This window comes from Luteolibacter pohnpeiensis (assembly GCF_016595435.1).
In the GTDB taxonomy this organism is placed as follows: domain Bacteria; phylum Verrucomicrobiota; class Verrucomicrobiia; order Verrucomicrobiales; family Akkermansiaceae; genus Luteolibacter; species Luteolibacter pohnpeiensis.
The window spans coordinates 217,577-237,527 of the sequence record NZ_JAENIJ010000004.1; the positions used below are offsets into that span (position 1 = coordinate 217,577).

Annotated in this window: 15 protein-coding genes; 9 read left to right on the top strand and 6 right to left on the bottom strand. The window is 57.0% G+C overall.

The window, feature by feature from the left end; translation table 11 throughout:
• Nucleotides 1-41: 41 nt before the first annotated feature.
• The 5 genes from JIN85_RS04170 to hisG all read right to left on the bottom strand — a co-directional run bounded on the left by JIN85_RS04170 (nt 42) and on the right by hisG (nt 3,351).
• Nucleotides 42-623, bottom strand: a complete 582-nt coding sequence (locus tag JIN85_RS04170; RefSeq protein WP_200267949.1) for a DNA-3-methyladenine glycosylase — start codon at nt 621-623, stop codon at nt 42-44.
• Nucleotides 624-1,373, bottom strand: a complete 750-nt coding sequence (locus tag JIN85_RS04175; RefSeq protein WP_200267951.1) for a Nif3-like dinuclear metal center hexameric protein — start codon at nt 1,371-1,373, stop codon at nt 624-626.
• A 9-nt stretch (nt 1,374-1,382) separates the two neighbouring features.
• The gene (locus tag JIN85_RS04180; RefSeq protein ID WP_200267954.1) at nt 1,383-2,180 is read right to left on the bottom strand and encodes an RluA family pseudouridine synthase; all 798 of its coding nucleotides are present in this window, start codon (nt 2,178-2,180) and stop codon (nt 1,383-1,385) included.
• A 139-nt stretch (nt 2,181-2,319) separates the two neighbouring features.
• The gene (locus JIN85_RS22105; protein WP_200267957.1) at nt 2,320-2,424 is read right to left on the bottom strand and encodes an AURKAIP1/COX24 domain-containing protein; all 105 of its coding nucleotides are present in this window, start codon (nt 2,422-2,424) and stop codon (nt 2,320-2,322) included.
• Nucleotides 2,425-2,466: 42 nt separating this feature from the next.
• On the bottom strand, nt 2,467-3,351 hold the full coding sequence (hisG, locus tag JIN85_RS04190; RefSeq protein WP_200267959.1) for an ATP phosphoribosyltransferase: 885 nt from the start codon (nt 3,349-3,351) through the stop codon (nt 2,467-2,469).
• A 121-nt stretch (nt 3,352-3,472) separates the two neighbouring features.
• Here hisG and JIN85_RS04195 point away from each other — a divergent pair, with 121 nt between their 5' ends.
• Nucleotides 3,473-4,330 (top strand): carbon-nitrogen hydrolase, encoded by an 858-nt coding sequence (locus JIN85_RS04195; protein WP_200267961.1) that lies wholly within the window; start codon nt 3,473-3,475, stop codon nt 4,328-4,330.
• 2 nt (nt 4,331-4,332) lie between these two features.
• Here JIN85_RS04195 and JIN85_RS04200 read toward each other — a convergent pair whose 3' ends face one another.
• On the bottom strand, nt 4,333-8,451 hold the full coding sequence (locus JIN85_RS04200; RefSeq protein WP_200267963.1) for a DUF7133 domain-containing protein: 4,119 nt from the start codon (nt 8,449-8,451) through the stop codon (nt 4,333-4,335).
• A gap of 103 nt (nt 8,452-8,554) precedes the next feature.
• Here JIN85_RS04200 and JIN85_RS04205 point away from each other — a divergent pair, with 103 nt between their 5' ends.
• The 8 genes from JIN85_RS04205 to JIN85_RS04240 form a co-directional block, all read left to right on the top strand.
• Complete coding sequence (locus JIN85_RS04205; RefSeq protein WP_200267965.1) at nt 8,555-9,970, top strand: glycoside hydrolase family 10-like protein; 1,416 nt, start codon at nt 8,555-8,557, stop codon at nt 9,968-9,970.
• Between the two features lie 144 nt (nt 9,971-10,114).
• Nucleotides 10,115-11,878 carry a VanW family protein gene (locus tag JIN85_RS04210; protein WP_200267967.1) on the top strand — a complete coding sequence of 588 codons (1,764 nt, stop codon included), beginning with the start codon at nt 10,115-10,117 and terminating at the stop codon, nt 11,876-11,878.
• Nucleotides 11,875-12,639 (top strand): L,D-transpeptidase family protein, encoded by a 765-nt coding sequence (locus tag JIN85_RS04215; RefSeq protein ID WP_234047220.1) that lies wholly within the window; start codon nt 11,875-11,877, stop codon nt 12,637-12,639. Before JIN85_RS04210 ends, JIN85_RS04215 begins: the two co-directional genes overlap by 4 nt.
• Before the next feature lie 132 nt (nt 12,640-12,771).
• Nucleotides 12,772-13,599: a hypothetical protein gene (locus JIN85_RS04220; protein ID WP_200267969.1), complete on the top strand. Its 828-nt coding sequence runs from the start codon at nt 12,772-12,774 to the stop codon at nt 13,597-13,599.
• 16 nt (nt 13,600-13,615) lie between these two features.
• Nucleotides 13,616-14,626 (top strand): AAA family ATPase, encoded by a 1,011-nt coding sequence (locus tag JIN85_RS04225; protein ID WP_200267971.1) that lies wholly within the window; start codon nt 13,616-13,618, stop codon nt 14,624-14,626.
• 4 nt (nt 14,627-14,630) lie between these two features.
• Nucleotides 14,631-15,521: a DUF58 domain-containing protein gene (locus JIN85_RS04230; protein ID WP_200267973.1), complete on the top strand. Its 891-nt coding sequence runs from the start codon at nt 14,631-14,633 to the stop codon at nt 15,519-15,521.
• The gene (locus JIN85_RS04235; RefSeq protein WP_200267975.1) at nt 15,518-17,443 is read left to right on the top strand and encodes a BatA domain-containing protein; all 1,926 of its coding nucleotides are present in this window, start codon (nt 15,518-15,520) and stop codon (nt 17,441-17,443) included. The genes JIN85_RS04230 and JIN85_RS04235 overlap by 4 nt, the downstream gene beginning before the upstream one ends.
• The coding region (locus JIN85_RS04240; protein ID WP_200267977.1) for a hypothetical protein at nt 17,433-19,951 on the top strand (2,519 nt) is incomplete at its 3' end. The genes JIN85_RS04235 and JIN85_RS04240, both read left to right, overlap by 11 nt.

Genomic DNA, 19,951 nt, shown 5'->3' on the forward strand with positions numbered 1-19,951 from the left:
GATGACAACCAGAATTTATAAAATTTCTTATCAGCATAATATCAATCGGTTACAGATCCAAACTTCTTACTCAAACTAGCAGAATTTGGATCACCGAAGCGCCACAAACGATCGATTGCTTTAGAAATGCCAATCCTGGAACCCATTGCCACTTCAGTCCCCGATTTTCTAACAAATCCACGTGTGGTTGTTTGCAGGAAATTTTGACCATGAATTTTTCCGCTCATGCCGAGCGCTTTTGTCAATTTCCCAGGTCCCGCACAGAGCTGGCGGTCCGCAATTCCAGGACGTCGGCTTCGCATTTGTTCGATTCCACTTACTGGCTCGAGCGCACGCAAAAGGACAAATCCAGAAGCATTCGGATGCTTCACCAGAACATTAAACAACCAGTGTACACCATAGTTCAAATAGACGTATGCAGTCCCCGCAGAATGAGCTTCGACAAACTCGCGCGCGCCTTTTCGATTCCAGGTATGGCAGGCCTCATCATCGACTGACGCATAGGCTTCGGTCTCGACAACTCTTGTCAAACATCCGTCCCAGCGAAACAAGCACCCAACCAACTCCCGAGCACAGACTTCAGGCGGCCGACTGAAAAAATTCGGACCAATCTCATCCATCATTCAAAGTCCCGTTGGATGATCACAAAACGTCCATGGCACTCCATAAAGTTCCGAGATTTTCGCCGCCAAAGCCTTCACTCCGAAGGTTTCTGTCGCGTAATGACCCGCATATAACACATTCATTTCCAGTTCCTCTGCTAGCGGATAACTCCAATGTGGACCCTCGCCGGTGACAAATGCATCCACCCCCTTGGCTTGCGCCACTTCGCTTCCTGCCCCCCCCGTCACCACCCCCACGGAACGAATGACATCATTTCCTCCAGGACACAGATGAACAGGCCCATTCACCGATTGAGAAACCCGCTCGACCAGCTCTTCCCGAGTTCCAGACCACTCCCCCATCATGCCCATGGCCACGCCTTTCGCTTCCATAAACGGAGCTAGATTTGAAAGGCCGATGGCCTTCGCAAGCAGTACATTATTCCCAAGCTCAGGGTGCAGATCAAGGGGTAGATGCGACGAGTAAATCGCCAATCCCGCGTTCATGGCCGATTTCAATTTCCTGTAAACCGCACCACAAATCGGCTGAACGCCTTGCCAAAACATGCCGTGGTGCACGATCAACAAGCCTGGTCCGCCCTGCGCAGCAGCTTCGATCACCGGCAGAGATGCATCCACCGCAGCGACGACACGCTCAACGCTACCAGCATTCTCCAGCTGCAAGCCATTGACCGCCCCAGCATAATCCTTGATCGACGAGGTCTTCAATTCCTCATCCAAAAACGCTACGATCTCCGACAAATTTGCCATGGAAGAACCCTAGTCGTGTCGGCTCCAGATGACAACTCCAGCAGCCTCCTTCAGGGGTCGACCTTCAATAAAATCTAGCAAATCCGGGGATAAATCCGCCTCCCAGCGTAAATATCCATCTCCCGATGGAACCTCCAGACATGAAGCATGCAAGGCTTGCCGTGGCAAGTAGAGCCGCCGCTCCAAGGCTGAAGTCCACCCTGTTTCCATCCACTCGATGTATTCCTCACCGCTGCCCGAATAGAGCTTGTCGCCAACAATGGGATGGCCCGAGTGAGCCAAATGGACCCGGATTTGATGCATCCGGCCCGTTTCCGGAAAACATCGCACGACTGAGAACTTTCCTTCAGCCCTCTCAAAACGCCGCTCAACGGTGAATCGGGTTTCGCAATCCTTCCCGCGGGCGTCCGTCACCTGGCGAACCCAGATTTCCGAGTGACCAATCTCTCCTGCCCGGATGATTCTTTCGCAACATCGCCATGCGTCCTGCTCCGGCCAACCTAAAACAACCGCCAAATACTGCTTCCGCGCTTCACGTCGCTCAAAAATCATCCCCAATTCGCGGGCAGCTGCGGTGTGCTTGGCGACCAAAACCACGCCGCTGGTTTCGCGATCCAAGCGGGTGACAATTCCCAGACAGCCACCGGTTTCCAGCTCAAACGAAAGCAAATTCTCCAAGCCCCCCAGCAATGTCGGCTCAGGCTTGCGGTTCGCCGGGTGGACAATCAATGGCGCAGGCTTGTTGACGACAATCCAATCGTCGGATTCGTCAATCACCTGAAAGTCGACAATTACCTGAAGCCCCATCTCGCCGGAATTTCATGCCCATTTGCTGTCGAGTCGATCCAAACCGCAGGTTTAAACCTGGAATCGTGACAGCAACAAGCCAGAGAACCGGAAATTACCGGATCTCTGGCTAAATTGAACAAACGTTATGCCCTAACGACTAGGACTTGTAGCGGAGACGCTTTTTGTGGCGGTTCTGCTTCATGCGCTTCTTGCGCTTGTGCTTGTTGATCTTTGTCTTACGGCGTTTCTTGATGGAGCCCATGGCTTAGTGCGTTCGGGGTTGGTTTGCGATGAAAGTTGTTCTTTAGGGAACGATTTTGTTGAGCGGATATTCGATAATCCCCTCAGCCCCGAGAAGTTTCAGCTCGGGGATGATGTCTCTGACGACCACTTCGTCAATCACCGTCTCAACGGCGACCCAATCGTCTTCCGCCAATTGGGAAACGGTCGGACGTCGGAGAGATGGAAGAGTTTTGAGCAATTCGGGAAGTCTGGCCTGCGGCAGGTTCATTTTCAGACCCACCTTGCCGCGAGCACCTAGAGCCGCCTTGAGCAACAAGGCGATGCGCTCCATTTTCTCGCGCTTCCATTCGTCCTGAGCGGACTTTTTGCTGGCGTAAAAATGCGGAAACGAGGTCAGCAGAGTATCAACGATGCGCAGCCTGTTGGCTTTGATCGAAGAACCGGTTTCGGTGACGTCCACGATCGCATCGACCAAGTCCGGCACCTTCACTTCGGTCGCACCCCAGGAAAACTCGACCTCGGCATTGATTCCCAATCGCTCAAGATAGCTTTTGGTAATCGCAACACCTTCGGTGGCGATCCGTTTTCCTTCGAGATCTTGGGGAGTCTTGATCGGAGAATCTTCCGGCACCACCAACACCCATTTGGTTGGGCGGACCGTGGCGCGCGAATAGGGCAGTTCGGCGAGATCGATCAATTCGGCCTCATGCTCGCTGGCCCAGTCATATCCGGTGATGCCGCAATCAATGAATCCCTGGCTGATGTAACCGCCTACTTCTTGGGCGCGGATCAGGTAAACATCCAGCTCTGGATCATTCGAAGGTGGTCTCAATCCACGTGAGGACGTGTACACCTCGTAGCCAGCCTTCGAGAGCAGCTCAATCGTCGGCTGCTCAAGGCTTCCTTTCGGAATGGCAATTTTGAGTGTTTTCGTTTCTTCGGGCATGAAGGGGCGCGGGTTTTAACCCGACAGACCAAGGAATCAAGCCAAGTTTCGCAAAAAGTGGCGATTCTTGCTCCATTTTCTTGATTCTTGCGTCACTGCCCGTCTCTTTTAATTTTCCGCCATGCCACGTCTTGCCCTGCTCCAGTCGAAAACTTTTGCCTCCAAAGCCGAGGCCTTCGATCACCATGAAACCCTGATCCGGAAAGCCGCAGCCGATGGCGCACAAATCGTTGCCACCCAGGAACTTTTCCTCACTCCTTATTTCTGCACGGTCGAAAATACCGATCTTTTTGACCTTGCGGACCCACTTCCTGGCCCGGTGACGGATCGGCTTGGAAAACTGGCCGCAGAACTGGGCATCGTGCTCATTTCCTCACTTTTCGAGCATCGCGGCCCAGGACTTTACCACAACACCGCAGCCATTCACGACGCGGACGGTTCACTTCTCGGCCTCTACCGAAAATCCCACATCCCGCAAGATCCGGGCTTCGAGGAAAAATTCTACTTCACTCCCGGCGACTCCGGATGGCCGGTCTGGGACACCGCATTCGGTAAAATCGGCGTCCTGATCTGCTGGGATCAATGGTATCCTGAAGCCGCTCGCCTGATGGCTCTGGGCGGCGCACAGTTGCTCATTTACCCGACAGCCATCGGCTGGCTCCCCGAGGAGAAGCCGACCCTCGGCGATGCCCAGCATTGCGCCTGGGAAACGGTGCAACGCGGGCACGCGGTGGCAAACGGCTGTTACCTCGCTGCCATCAATCGCTCAGGCACTCACGATGGCACCGAATTTTGGGGCCGCTCGTTCATTGCGAATCCATACGGCGAGATCGCCGCGAAAGCCTCGACGGAAAATGAAGAAATCCTGATGCACGAGATCAATTTCAAAAACGTCGAAGACTTCCGCCGCATTTGGCCATTTTTCCGTGATCGCCGTATCGATGCCTACGGCGACCTGACCAAACGCTGGCGTTCCTGAGCTTACTTCAAGCTGTTCAGGTATTCGATCACACCGAGAAACTCGTCTGCCGACATGGCTCCTCCGAGCCCTTCCGGCATCGAGCTTTGCTTCACCGTGTCGCGTTTGCGAATTTTGGATTTCTCGATCGTCTGCACCGTGCCATCTCCCATGCGGAAATCGAGAGCGTCGTCCCGCTCCGCATCGACAAAGCCGGTTAGCGCCGAACCGTCCGCCAGTTCAAGATTCGTCACGAGGAAACGTGGGCCGATCATTTCGTTCGGGTCGATGATCGACATGATCAAGTCCTCCCGCTTCAGGCGGCTCCCCACGCCGTCAAGGGCGGGACCAAATGCGATCCCTTTGCCCTCAATCTGATGACAAGCCATGCAAGTGCGGGAAATCACCGCTTTCCCTTGGTTTGGATCGCCGTGGCCGGTTGCCACCTTGGCTGCAAGCTCGCGTGGATGCTCGACACCACCTGCCAACAGCATCTTCAACGCTGGCACCGCTTGCCCTCCAGGACGGCGTTGCTCGGCGAGATCCATCAAATACGACAAACCTTCAGGGTTCCCTGGAGCAATTTGATCAGTGCCTAACAATGGACGCCAGACGTTCTCGAGCCCGATCAAGGTAGACTTGAGCGTGTGCTCGATCCACTTATCCCGCTCCGACTTTACTACTAGAAGCGCCGTATTCACCGACTCCAACGTCGAATAGTAGCTCAACGCTCTAACAACTTCCAAGCGAACTCGCGGATTGGAATCCACCACTCGCTGGCGGAGCAATTCCAGACCATTCGCGACACGACCTTCTGAGTCCGCTAGCACGTGAACAGCTGCCGCGCGGGCCTCCCCGCTCTTGGCATTCAGGCACATCTGCAACAAATCGGGATTCACCGCATGGAAGGATTCTTCCAGCCAGAGTGCTTCGCACAAAAGCCGATCGCCCTCCGGATCTTCATCCGAAATCGAGTCCACCCATTGGCGCGTCGCCGCCAGCACTTCAGCCTCCGGCCTTGAGCGTAATTCACGCCGGGCGCGGTAACGGGCCCGCCATTCCGGTTCGCGCAACTGCTCCAGGATTTCGCGCACCGATTTTCCAAACTGGGTCACGGGCTTCAGCAGCGGCTTGTTTTTGTAAACGATTCGATAAATCCGCGCATGACGCTTATCTCGATTCGGATCGCGCTGCGAGTACTGCATGTGCCCGAGCAAAGCCGTGTGCCAATCCGCGAAGTAGAGCGCACCATCAGGACCGATGTGCGGATCTGCGGGACGGAAATTCATATCACCCCCTGTCAGCAAATCCATCGGCGCGCGTTCACCGTGGAAACCCGCGCCGTCGTCGCCCAAACTGAATGTGGTCAGACCGCGCATGTTGTTCACACAGGCATAAACAAACCGGCCTTGCCATTCATCCGGGAATTGGCGGGTGATGATGAATTCATTTCCCACATTCGGCCGCATTCCCTGACCATCGAAAATAGTATCGATCCCCGCATAGGCTCCTTTCGCTCCGCTCAATGGGCTGTCCCAGTGCTGCTGAGGCGTGGTTCCATCACCGACAAATCCGTTCCCCCATTGATCAAAAACATAACACCAGGGATTGCCATATCCCGGCGTCGAATAATGACGCAACTTCCATGACCGTGGGTCCAAAATATGGATTCCACTGGCTCCGACGGCGCGATGTGGACCCCACGGAGTCTCCACCGCCGTATGCATCGCAAGACCTTCTCCCATGTGCAACAACCCGTCGTTCGACCATTCGAAGGCACCGATGGTATGGTGAGAGTCATCCGTTGCCCAGCCATCTAACACTTCAGTGACGGAGTCCGCGTGATCATCACCATCTTCATCCTTCAAGAAGACCATGCTACCGCCATTCGAGACCAACACGCCGCCGTTCCAGAACTCAAATCCCATCGGCGTGGTCAAGCCGTCGTAAAACGTCGTGCATTTCCGGGCACGGCCGTTCTCGTCGAGATCATCAAAAATCAACAATCGATCGGAAGGCTTAGGATCTCCCGGTTTCCATTGTGGATAGGACGGCGAACACAAAACCCAGAGCCGCCCTTTGTTATCGAAGTTGATTTGAAATGCCTTTGCCAGCTGCGGATACTCGCGCTCGCTCGCAACCAGTTGCACCTCGAAACCTTCAGGCAGCTTCATCGTCGCCATGCTTTCTTCAGGTGTTAGATATTTCAGCTCCTTCGGTTCGGAATAAGTTACATTGCCAAAATTCGTCGGCGGCACAAACAAACTGCCGGTCGCCGAATCATCGGGCACAGCCTCATGCCCCAGTCCTAATTCCCAACAGACCCGATCACGCTCCGCGACCATCGCGCGAATCTTGTGATACTCACGCGGATAGGTTTCCTTGTCGTAAGTATTACGTCCACCGTAGACATACCAACCATTCAGCATCCGATGATCCTGGCGATGGATCCAGGCCTTCTCCACCACCATCTCCTTGAGCTTCGCAAACTTTTGAGGAGATAGAGGAACATCCCCTTTTCCGAACAGCGCCGCATCTAACATTTTTGCCAGTTCCACATAGCCGGCATCGTTCAAATGCGCGCCATTGATGGTGTATTGCATGCCCGGCTCACGTGAAAAAATTTCCAGAGTGGGCGTGAACACATCCACAAACGGAATGCCGCGCTCCTCCGCGACTCGTCGCGTCGCATCGACATAAAGTTTGATGCGTTGGTTTTCCGAATCGGCATCAGGCAAGTACTTGCTCCCGGTCGCCTCGAACGCGGTCGGCGAGATCAAAACAAATTTCGGCCTCCTGCCATTCACCAGATGCCGATCGCCGGTTTCATCGAGAAACTTGTGATATCCCTTCACATATTCCTCAACTCCATCAGCCCCGGCGAACGATTCGTTGTAGCCATGGAAACATAAAAACCATTCCGGTCCGAATACCGAAAGCGGATCATCCAAAGCGGTGTAATCGGATGGTCGCAGCCGCTTCTCCACTTCATCCGCCGGCCTTGCGAAATTCCGGATCACATATTTCCGATCTGGAAATTTCGCGTGGATGCGCGATTCGAATTCTCCGAACAAATCCATCCGCCCGGCCAGACTTCCACCCACCATCGCAATCCGAGCTCCCGGTTTCGGATCAAACTTCCCGGTCGATTCCGACTCGAAATCCTGCGCCATCACCCCGCGACGGAACTGATCAAAGCCATAGTTGCTTGGATGATACGGACCGACGGGTTCGACATTCGCCTTCTCAGGCACTGGTATGCCCAACCCCCAATAAACCCCATTCACCACCAAGCGGCGGAGCCCTTCGTTTTGCAAATCCACCGCAGCGCCCATCGTGGTGCACAACACCCGATTCGTCGTGCCTGCATCGTTCTTCACCTCGCGCGACCAAGCCACCGGCATCATCGGCGAGTTCACCTCTTGCTTGCCGCCATTGGCCCGCTGTTTCTCGTAACTTGCCTTCGGCGAATCCGGTTTCATTCCAGCCAGCACTTCCCCGCGCAGCAGGATGGTTGCGTCCTCGGGAGGATAAGCTTCGTAGACATCGGTAAGGCCGAAAACCTGCGCCACTCCATGCAGCAGCGGATTGCTTTCCGCTCCTGGCTCGATCACGCCGCGGGTCGCTTCTTCGCCGTGGCGACCCCAATGGTTCACCCAGGTTTCACCGAGAACATTTTTGCCGAATCCATTGAAATTGGAAAACCCGCTCTCTCCCGGAAGCTGGAACGCATGGGTCGACGTCCGGAGACCAATGATCGGGACACCGCGCTTCACCGCGGCATCGAATTTTCCCATCGCCTCATCCGGCCATTTGCGGAATCGCAGCAACATCACGATGGCATCCGCTGAATCCAATGCTTCCGGGTTACCAATGCTCGCACCGGCATTCGGATTGATCACCCCATCGTCATCCGTGGAAAAAAGCACGGTGCAATGAAAGCCATGCCGCTCGCTGAGCATCCGGGCCAGCATCGGCAATGCCTCCTCCGATCGGTATTCCTCATCGCCAGCGAGAAACACGATGTTTTTACCCATTCCCGGGCCGTCCTTGCCCTGAAAATCCACCCATCCATGACCCGATCCGGCCAGCGCCGAACCCGCCAAGCCGAGAAAAGCCGCTAATTTAAAAACCTTTTTCATTAGCCAAATCCCTACCCGGACAGCGAAAGTTTTCTTTCACCATTCGATGTGTCATTCCTGTGTCTTTTCTTGCGAACTGCCAAGGATATCCCATGGTGGCGGTATGTTTCGATTGGCAGCCTTCCTGTGTCTTCTTGCCCTGACCCCGTCGCTTTCCGCACAGTCCTACGTTCCTGTCAAAAATCGCCCGCCACAGATCGCCCGCGAGTTCCGCGCTGCCTGGGTGGCCACCATTTATAACATCGACTGGCCGAGTTCACCCGGCCTACCTGCCGCCACCCAGCAGGCACAGCTGCGTGCGATCCTCGATAAGCTCGTGGCGCTGAAAATGAATGCCATCATTTTCCAGGTCCGTCCGCAGTGCGATGCGGTCTATCAATCCCGACTTGAGCCATGGTCCTCAACACTCACCGGCACCATGGGCCGCTCCCCCGGCTACGATCCACTGGCTTACTGCGTTGAACAGGCACACGCGCGGGGCATCGAAGTCCACGCCTGGTTCAATCCATTCCGCGCCCTTGCCAGCAGTTCCTCCCAGGTTTCCAAAAACCACGTCACCCGCATCGCTCCCCAGATCACCAAAAAATATGGCACCCAGGTCTGGTGCGATCCCGCCTTGCCGGAAACCCGGGCTCGCGCGCTCAACGTCATTCTGGATGTGGTGAAGCGCTACGACATCGACGGCGTCCACCTCGATGACTACTTTTACCCTTACCCAGCAGAAGGTGCCCATTTCAACGACGGCAAGTCGCCCGCGCAACGTCGTGGCTATGTCGATGATTTCGTCAGCAACCTCTACTCTGCGGTGAAGCGTCAAAAACCCTGGGTCCGCGTGGGCATCAGCCCGTTTGGCATTTGGCGGCCGGGAGTGCCGTCTGGGATCGAAGCCGGTCTGGACGCCTACGAACAACTCGCCGGAGATTCCAGAAAATGGCTCAAAGAAGGTTGGGTCGATTACCTGGCACCGCAGCTGTATTGGCGCATTTCGCCCGCCAAACAATCCTTCCCGGCACTTCTCTCCTGGTGGCGGCAACAAGGGTCCCGCCCCGTTTGGCCTGGCATCGCCACCGAACGGATCGGCTCCAGCGATGGCCGTGGCGCATCGGAAATCACCAACCAGATCGATCTCAGCCGGAAGATTGGCAAAAACTGGGCCGGACACATTCACTGGAGCATGAAGTCCTTGATGAACAACAAGGGCGGCATTTCGTCGCGGCTTGCCAACTCATACACTCAAGTTGCGGCAGTTCCCCCCATGCCGTGGATCAACCGCAGCGCACCGCCATCTCCTGGAGTTGCCGCTTCGGTGCAGGATAAAGGAACTTTCGTGCGCTGGGTGCCTGGAAACGGCACCTCGAAAGTCGCAGTCCAAGCCGTGATCAACGGGGAATGGCACATGATCACCATCCTGCCTGCTTCGCACAAAGGCATCACCATTCCAAAAGCACAAATCGTCGCCGTCACCGCGCTCGACCGATACGGTAACGCCAGTGCGCCGAAGGTTCTGGGGCTTCGGTAACTGAGCGATCCCATGGAGTGGAATCAGCAATCGATTTGCTGACGGCATAGCCAACCCTATCGAACACCGTTTTCACGAGAGTTTTATCATTTCTTCATCGCAGAGAACCGCTTGCTTCGCTAGCTGATTGGAAACCGGCATTCCATGATTTCCACGCAAGCCCACGAACGAGACAGCCCGAGCCGTTGGCAGGCGCTCGCTTTTCAACTCAAAACCCGCCTTTTCCAGATCAGGAGGGCCATGGTTGAAATCTCGTCGCGGCCGCCACTGCATCCCCAAGTCACTTTGTCCGACCTGGCTCCCATCGTCGTGGAAAAGCGCAGCCCACTTTGGAAAAACATCACTCCTGCCGAGTTTCCGCTAACCGCCGGCAAGGTCGAAAACCTCCGCGCCGCCGCACGCATCCTGAATCGTACTTCCGTCCCCGCCAACCAAACGTTCAGTTTTTGGCGCCAGCTCGGCCGCACCAAGCGCTCGCGAGGTTTTACCACTGGCCGTGAGCTCCGGGAAGGCTGCCTCGTTCCCGCGCTTGGCGGTGGTCTTTGCCAGCTCAGCGGCCTGCTCTATCAAGCCGCTCTCGACTCCGGCCTCCACATCGTTGAAAGGCACGCCCACTCACGCGTCGTGCCCGGCTCATCTGCCGAGAAAAACCTCGATGCCACGGTTTTTTGGAACTACGTCGATCTGCGCTTCGCCGCTCCGTTTCCTTGGCTGCTCGAAGTCGAACTCACGCCAACCGATCTCGTCGTGCGCATCCGCGCTGACACTTCAGAGGCAGCTCTCAAATCACTCTCGCGGGAAATTGCCGAGCCACCCGCCCCGCGCGCGGCTCCCTCCGGCGACTGCCTGACCTGCGGCATGGTCTCGTGTTTCCGCCACCCTTCGGCAATCGCCGCGCATGCTCCAAGCCTCGGCCACTCCACTTTTCTGTTAGATGCCGTTTGGCCGGAATTCGACAAGTGGTGCGGCGAGCATTCACGCGGCGGCGACCACTGGTTCATCCCACTCGATGGCCAACGTTGGAAAAAGCCCAACTACCTCTGGCATCCGCCATCCAGCACCACGACTCGATTTGCTACATCCACCGCGCTCGTCGCATCATTCCGCCACCGTCGCCTTCCGGCGCAAGGCCCGGTGCGCCAGCGATCCCTACTCGATCGCCAACGCGCCATTGCCCGTCACTATCGGAAGCAACTCTCCCCGGAATGCCGCCACCTTGTGATTTCCCAAGGACTGCTTCCTTTCCTTTGGCTTGAAGGAGCATGTGCCGGACGCACCTTCGACGTTCTGATGGAACGCTGGCCGATCGCCGAGCTGCAGAAAATTCTCGATGCAGCCAAGTCCGCTCATCCTCAATCTTCCACCCTGGCGGATTTCCGGGCCGATCCTGCCCTGGTCGCCGCTGAATCCGCTGCACTTGCTGCAGCCGCGCGCCTCATCACGCCTCACACTGGCATCGCCGAACGATTTCACGATCGCTCCTGGAAAATCGCGTGGACCTTTCCCGCTCCAATCACCCGCAACCCGTCTGCAGCTCCCAGTGTCTTTTTCCCGGCCTCCCGGCTTGCGCGAAAAGGAGCCATCGAATTGGCAAATGCCTTTCGCTCCATCCAAGACATCCATCTTCTCGTCCTAGGTCGTGCCACAGAAGGTCACCCCGATCCATTCGAGGGAATTCCGTGGTCTGCCGCAACCGTGGCGGATCTCGCATCCGCCCATTTGCTGGTCATCCCGGCGTGGGTTGAACACTCGCCGCGTCTCGCCCTGCTCGCACTTGCCAGCGGCATCCCAGTCATCGCCACCCGCGCCTGTGGTCTGCCGGAGCATCCGCTTTTGACCCGGATTGATCATCCTGCCGAGCTTCCAGCGGCGCTTCATGACCAACTCGCACCTGTTCCTTCCACATGAGCCGCCTCCTTGTTCCGCTCATTCTGCTTTGCGCTTGCCCGATGCTCCCCGCATCTGGGCAGACTCCATTTGTGGCTGAAACCTGTCCAATCGAAGCTCCACTCCCAGGGCCCGAGCGCGCACGTGCCGCCGCGGATCGGGTCCGCCCGGAGCTAAGTTCCGCGCTGGAAGCCAAGGGCCTGCATTTTGGCGATCCGATTTTCCTCCGGGCATTCAAAGACGAACGCATTCTCGAAGCCTGGATTCGCAACCGAACCACGCGGAAATATGAGCTTTTCCGAACCTGGAACATCGCCGCACTTTCCGGGACTCTCGGCCCGAAGAACGCGGAAGGTGATTTCCAAGTCCCTGAAGGTTTCTACTTCGTGCCGCCCTCCGGGATGAAACCGGACAGCACATTTCACCTCGCCTTCAACATCGGTTTCCCCAACGCCTACGATCGGGCGCACAACCGCACCGGCACCTTCATCATGATTCACGGCAACCAAGTCTCCACCGGCTGCCTCGCCATGACGGATGATGGCATCGAGGAGATTTACACCCTGTGCGAAGCCGCTCTGACCAAGGGCCAGAAATTTTTCCGCGTTCACCTTTTTCCATTTCGGATGACTGAAGCACGGATGGCTGCGGAATCCGCGAACCCCAATCTCGATTTCTGGAAGGAGCTTGAGCCCGGCTATCGATTTTTTGAAAAATCCAAGATCCCTCCCGACGTTACAGTGGAAGACGGCCACTACCGTTTCCAAAGCTCGGTTCGCTGAGCTGCGAATGCACTGGCTGGGGAAAAATCGTGTATTCCCGACCCCGCCCAGCTCCTTTTGTCACAGGTTGTCGTTTAGCACATTATTTTAGGCATCAGGTGGAACGATCTTGACGCTGATTTCTGACAGCTTATGAAACGAAGCATGCTCAATTTTATTTCCCGGTTCCTCTTTTATGCCGGGATGATTGTCACCAGTCAGTCCGCGATTGCCGGGAATGAACAAGTCTGGATCTTCGCCGGGCTTCCGGGAGATCCTGAGCATCATACGGTTTTCGAGAAAACACTGGGTGAGATCAAAACCAGCCTGGTGAACCGATTCGACGTGAAACCGGAAAACTGCCGGGTTTACTACGGCCCGAAAAGCGCGGGCTACGAAGGAGAAGCCAGCCGGGAAAACATCCTCGCTGCGATCGCGGAAATCACGGCTACGACCAAATCCAGCCCGGACGTTCCGCAATGGATCATTTTCATCGGTCATGCCAACGGCATCCGCGGGGGCGCTCAGGTCAACCTGCCCGGGCCGGATCTGACCTCGATGGATTTGGGAGCCGCGCTCGCGGATTGCAATCCGGCGGCGCCCATGACTCTGATTTTCACCCATACGGCCAGCGCTCCGTTTTTGCGCCCGCTCGCCATGCCCGGACGGGTCGTGATCACAGCGAGTTCCCCCAAGGATGTTGAGAACGAAACCGAGTTTCCCTTGGCACTGGTCGACGTGCTCGCCAACCCGGCTGCGGATGCGAACAAGGATGGCAAACTCGACGCAACCGAGATTTTCCTCGCCACTCACGAAGCGGTTCTGGGCCGATACAAATCCCAGGGACTGATCGTTAAGGAGGCGGCTTTACTAGATGGCGATGGTGACGGCTACGGCACCCAACGCCCGGCCGAAGTCGATGCCGCCGCTGCCACCAAACATTTCCTCACTCTCACCACCCGGGCAAAAGGCCTGGACTAATCTTGATCCTAAATTCATGAGCCAATCTGCCACTGCCGAACTCTCCGCGAGCGACCTCGCCAAATCCCTAGCTTCCGCTCATCAGAAGCTGCGCACGGAAATCCGCAAACGCGTCGTCGGCCAGGACGAGACACTGGACCTGATGATGCTCGCCCTGCTTTGCGGCGGACACGCGCTGCTGCTCGGCGTTCCCGGAGTTGGAAAAACCTTGATGGCGTCGTCGATGGCGCAAGCGCTGAAACTCGACTTCCGCCGCGTGCAATTCACCCCAGACCTCATGCCTGCGGACATCACCGGCGGTGAGGTTTTGGAAGAGGACCCAACCTCGCGCAGCTACTCCCGCCGGTTTCTGCCGGGACCGGTTTTCACCAATTTCCTGCTCGCTGACGAAATCAACCGCACCCCGCCGAAGACACAGGCCGCATTGCTCCAGGCGATGCAGGAAAAGCAGGTCAGCATCGGCCGGGAAACCCACTCGTTGCAGCCTCCATTCGTGGTTTTGGCGACTCAAAACCCGATCGAGATGGAAGGCACCTATCCGTTGCCTGAAGCCCAGCTGGACCGGTTCCTGTTCTGCATCCGCGTCGGCTATCCGACCGAAGCCGAGGAAATGGAAATCGTTCGTGAAACGACATCAGCTGCCGGCGGCCCGATCGAAGCGGTGATGACCCCGGAAGAAATCATCACCCTGCAAGGTTTGGTTCGCGGGGTGCCGGTTTCTGAAGAAGTCGTGCGCCACGCCGTGCGACTGGTCGGCGCGACCCGACCGAACACCCCGGCTGCGGTGAAGGAAGTCACGGACTATCTCGAAGTCGGCGCCGGACCACGTGCCTCGCAAACCTTGATCCTCGCCGCCAAAGCCCGTGCCCTGATGGCTGGTCGCGTTCATGTCGACTTCGCCGATGTCCGCGCTCTGGCGACTCCGGTTCTCCGCCACCGCTTGGTGCTGAATTTCAAGAGCCGCGCCGAGTCCCTGGACACCGATGCCTTGGTGAAGCGCCTTTTGGACAAAATCCCGACTCCTTGATCCCATGGCTGCAGCCCACTCCTTTGAGGATCCGCACGATTTCCTCGCGATCGAGGATCTCGAACTGGCCTCACGCGGCATCGTCGAAGGCATTTGGCAGGGCCTGCGCCGCAGCCCGTTCCGCGGCTCGGGGGTCGAGTTCGAATCCCACCGTGATTACCGGTTTGGCGACGATCCACGCCATTTGGACACCTCGGTTTACGCCCGAACCCGCCGGCTTTGTGTCAAAGACTATCGGGCGGAAACCAACCTGCCACTCTACATGATGCTCGATTGCTCGGGCTCCATGGATGTCTCGAACGGCAGCTCCGAAAAATGGGCTTATGCCGCGCGTTGTGCGGCTGCGCTTGGCCGATTGGCGATCAATGCGCAAGATGCCGCCGGGCTTTCCCTTCTTGGCAACGAAGTGGTCGATCATCGGTCCCCGCGAACCGGCAGGACCCATTTCCAGAATCTCCTCGGCATGCTTGGACAGGCAAAACCATCCGGTGGCGGCAGTCTGGCTTCCGCCATCCGTGAGGTGTCTGGCTTTTGCCGCCGCAAGGGAGTGGTGGTGGTCTTTTCCGACTTCTTCGATCACCCGGCGGAAACGGTTTCCGCGCTCACTCGTCTGGCCGCAGCACGCCACGATGTCATCGCCTTCCAGGTACTAGATCCATACGAGTTGGAATTACCTGGAGATGGTGATCTGGAAATCGAAGACGCGGAAACCGGAAAAATTCTCCGCCTCAGCGCGGCGGATGTCCGCGCCGCCCACGCGGATGCCGTGGTGAAATGGCGGGATGATTTCGCCGCCCGTTGCCGCGCTGTCGGCATCCAACACTTTTCCGTCACGACCAATCAGCCCATTGCCGGCTCCTTGGTGGAATTCCTCCAAGGAAGAACCGTTCAATGAATTTCATCCACGCCGCATTCCTTGCCTCCGGTCTGGCCATCGCCATTCCGTGGCTTTTGCACCTCACCAAAAAACGCAAATACCTGCGGGTCCGGCTCGGTTCCCTGCAGTTCCTGCAACCGTTGGTGCGGGACCGTCATCGAATGAGCCGAGTGGAGCAATGGCCGTTACTCATGGCGCGTTGCCTGGCGATTCTGCTGCTGGCGTTGATCTTTTCCCGGCCGTTTTTCCATCAAACGGAACCTTCCTCGCCGCTGCAGGGAGAAGTCCTGATTTTGTTAGACGCCTCTGGCTCCATCACTCCGCAACAGGCAGATGAACTCCGCGCGCAAGCCGCGAAAACCATCAGCTCCCTCCCGCCTGCGGCAAAACCAGTGATCGCTGAAGTCGCCGATCGGGTCACGATTCTGCCATCACTCGATGCTTACCATCCTATCCCGGGAGCTGCAGGATCGCCATCGACCGCAGTGGATTGGGTGGTCGATCGTGCCGCTGCCAACCCTGATGTCACCGGTGCCGTTCACTGGTTCACTGACCTGCAAAAATCGCAACTCCCGCAATCTCCCGGCCGACTTTGGCCCTCTGGATTGCCGGTAGAAATCCACACTGCAGCCGCTCCGGGAGATCGCAATGCCAGCATTTCCCAAATCGACCTACTCACCCCGTTCGGTGGCGATTCATGGGAAGTGGAAGCCCGGGTTCAAGTTTCGGGCATGCCCGGCGATCAGCCGATTTCGCTCACCCTCACGACGACTGATGGAAAATCAGTCCAGTCCTCGACCCCCGCTGCCGGTGGCACTGCGGTTTTCAAATGGAAGGGCGAGGCCAGCAAGGGCCTGCTTTCTGGTGATGTCGCGATCACAGGTTCATCAGACCCGTGGCCAGCCGATGATCACCGGCCGTTTGCGTTCAAGACCACCCAGCCGATCAAGGTTTTGTTAGTCGATGGAGATCCGACGGAATCACGTTTCACCAGCGAAACATACTTCCTGCAAAAAGCCCTTCACGCTTCATCCGCCGGAAAAGCGCTGTCTCCATTCCGCGCCGAAGTGTCCGCCAGCCTTCCCGCACCGGGACAGGCGGTGGATGTCATCGCGGTTTGCAATCCACCCGGGCTTTCCAGCTCGAACTGCCGATTGCTTTCAGGTTATCTGGAACAAGGGACCGGCCTGATCATTTGCCTGGGGAACCGTGCCAAAGCCACTGGATGGACGAGCTCCGATGCGGAGGCGGTCTTTCCCCCGGGAATTCAAATCGCCACCACTCCCGCCCTCGACACCTTACGCCATCTGGACCTGAGCCACCCTGCCTTGGCTGGAATGACGATGGACACGTTCAGCAGCCTGCGAATGCTCCCGCTTCAGCGCCGCTTTTCCTGGCCTGAGAGCAGCGATTGGAAAAACGTCATGGAGTTTTCCGACGGCTCGCCATTGCTTTCAATTTCGGCCAACCGCCGGGTCGCGATTTTTACGCATCAGGTTAACCGTGAGGGGGCGGACTTGCCGCTCGATCCGGCCTTCGTTCCTTTGATGCAAAATGTGTTCAGCTACCTGGCTGGCGCAGACCATCATAAGTCGCAAACCGCCGTGCTGGAAACTCGCACACCGACCTTGGAAGAAACCCGTCCACCCGGTTTTTACCCGGGAGAAGCGGCCTCGGTGCTGATTTCCGCAGACAATGAGGAGTCTGATATTTCCACCGTAACGGATGCCAATTTCCGCAAAGCTCTCGGGCTGCCTGCCATTGATGCTCCCGCTCCTGAAGCCATGGAGATCAACACCTTGAAAGACTCCCCGCACGAACGTGCCGGTGAGTTCTGGCCATGGCTGGTTGCAATCCTTTTCCTGCTGCTCGCCGTCGAAAGCGCACTTGCCGCCCGACGTAATCCAAATCCAGTAAGCTCCCCGGCTCATGCCAACTGAACTTCCACCACCCCGGCCCGGATCGGCCATGCCGAATCCTCCAGGAAAGCCCTCTCGTCTGGCTGCTCTCGACGAGTCTCCCCTGCAATCGCTCGTCGTCCGGACGCGCAATCTGATGCAGTTTTCCGGTTTTGGTCGCATCCTTGCCTGGTTTGCCATCATCACCTGCCTGGCAATCGCCGCCGATCTCACTTGGTCGCTCCCAGCGGGAATTCGCGTCGCCACGAGTGCTTTCATCGTGGCGGGAGCTATCGCCCTGGCAGTTTGGTATTTATGGAATCGACCCTCCAAGGTCACGGTGGATTCCGCCACGCGTCTGGTGGAGAACACCCACCCTCAGATTGGCCAACTTCTCAGCACGGCTCGCGACCAATCCCTCGCAAACAGCTCCGTTTCGCCAGTCCTTCGCAAAGAACTTTACCGCCGCGCAAGCATCCAGCTCGCATCGGTCGATTTGGATCAGCACCTCCCCCGCCGCCCTGCCGCACTTTGGCTGGTAGCCGGATTTCTCGGTCTGGCCTGCCTGGGTGCATTTCTCATCTCCAATCGTGAAGCGCCTACCGCTTTTGCCCGGTTGGTCCGCCCATTTGCGAACATCACCTACACGCACGTCAAAAACATCACCACAGACCCGACGTTTAACCGCAATAAGCTACCGCAAATCGAAGCGATGGTTACGGGGCGGAAGCCCGATAAGGTCCTGGTGCATGTGAAGGATGCAGACGGCAAAGATCAAACTTATGTCATGAGCCCAATGGGACGCGGGCTGTATGAAGTCACTCTGCCCACCGCTGAAGCCTCTTTCCCATTCACCATCACGGCAGGCGACAGCCAGCCGATCGTCGGCACCATGGAATGCACGGATCCTGCCGAGTTTGTTTCCTCTTCAGCTGAAATCGAGTATCCCGATTACATCGGTCAACCCGTGGTTAAGCTGAACAGCGCGGATATCGAAGCCGTCGAGGGCTCCACTGTTTCCCTGCAATACAAAATGTCCGCGCCCATGCGGTCCGCTTCACTGGAGCTGCCGGATAAATCGGTGATCCCGCTTTCCGTCGATGGTTCGCAATTGTCCGGCTCCATCACCATGAAAATCGGTGGTGATCTGGCGACCCTCACCGGAACGGACGCGCACGGCAACGAGATCCAGGCGACCCAGTTCAATTTCAAGGGCGTCGAGGACACCTTGCCGAGTATCGAATGGGTCGAGCCGACCAAAGACGTGGAGGCGACCCCGATTGCGGAAATCCCATTGCGCTTTCGAATTCGCGACGACTTCGGCGTTGCCTCGTTTGGCGTGGTTCTGCAAGCCCAGGGGCAATCGCATGAGGTCGTAACGAAAAGCTTCGAAGCGAAGGACCTGCGCGACATCTCTGAAATGGCGACTGCCGCTCTGGAGACCTTTCCGCTGACGATCCGGGATAACGTCCGCATTTACGCCTGGGCGACCGATTTCAAGCCGCGGGAGAACGCCCGTGGCGTCAGCGATTTCCGCAGCATCGACATCATTCCCTTCAAATCCGAATGGTACATGGGCGGAGAAATGGAAGGCGGAGGCCCGCAAGTCACCGGCGAGGATTTGATGAAGGTGGAAGAAATCATCAAACACCAACGCGAAATTTTGTCCGACGCCTTTGCCCTGATCCAAGCCCCCCACAGTGACGAAAGCATCAAGGGAATGGGCAAACGTGAATCCGAACTTCAGATCGAAGGAGCGAAAACCTACAAATCCGTCGTTTCTGAAGGACGCTGGGATCCGGATGACATCCGCCTGTTGGCCGCCGCCGTGATCCAGATGAGCGAGTCCGCGTCTGCATGGCGATCCGACAATGCCCAGCTTGGATTTGATCAGGCCGACTCAGCGCTTTCCAGCTTGTTGGAGCTGCGGAAGAAACTGATCCATATCCTTTCGAAGAGCAAAAAAGGCCAGCCACTCGATGCAAAAGACAAACCTGAAAAGCTGGATGATCTCGCCCAGGAAGCCGAACGGCTCGCCAAGGAAGAACGGGATGTTTCCAAGCAACTCCTGGATAAACCGGACCAGGACCGTTTGACCGCGATTCGCCGTCAGCAAGACGTGGCGAATTCTGATACCGGCGAACTCTACGCGCGACTGATGTCGCACCCGGAAGCAACCCGGCTGATCCTTTCCCGCATGGCAGATGCGGAAGATCTCGTGCGAGATGCTTCCCGCGCCATCCGCACACCGGACCCGATTACGTCCACTCCACCAGTTCTTGAAGAAGGAGCCGACGTTCTGGAAGAAGTCGCAAGGCACCTCCGGGCGCTTGATGAGAGCCGGCTCGACGAGACTCTGGAGGAAATGGAAAACCAGGCCAAAGCCGCAGCAGAAGCCGCCAAACCGAAAGACGAAAGTGAGCAGGAAGATCAAGAAAAGTCTGATCAGTCCCAAGGCGACAAGGGCGACAAGGGCGACAAGGGCGACAAGGGCGACAAGGGCGACAAGGGCGACAAGGGCGACAAGGGCGACAAGGGCGACAAGGGCGA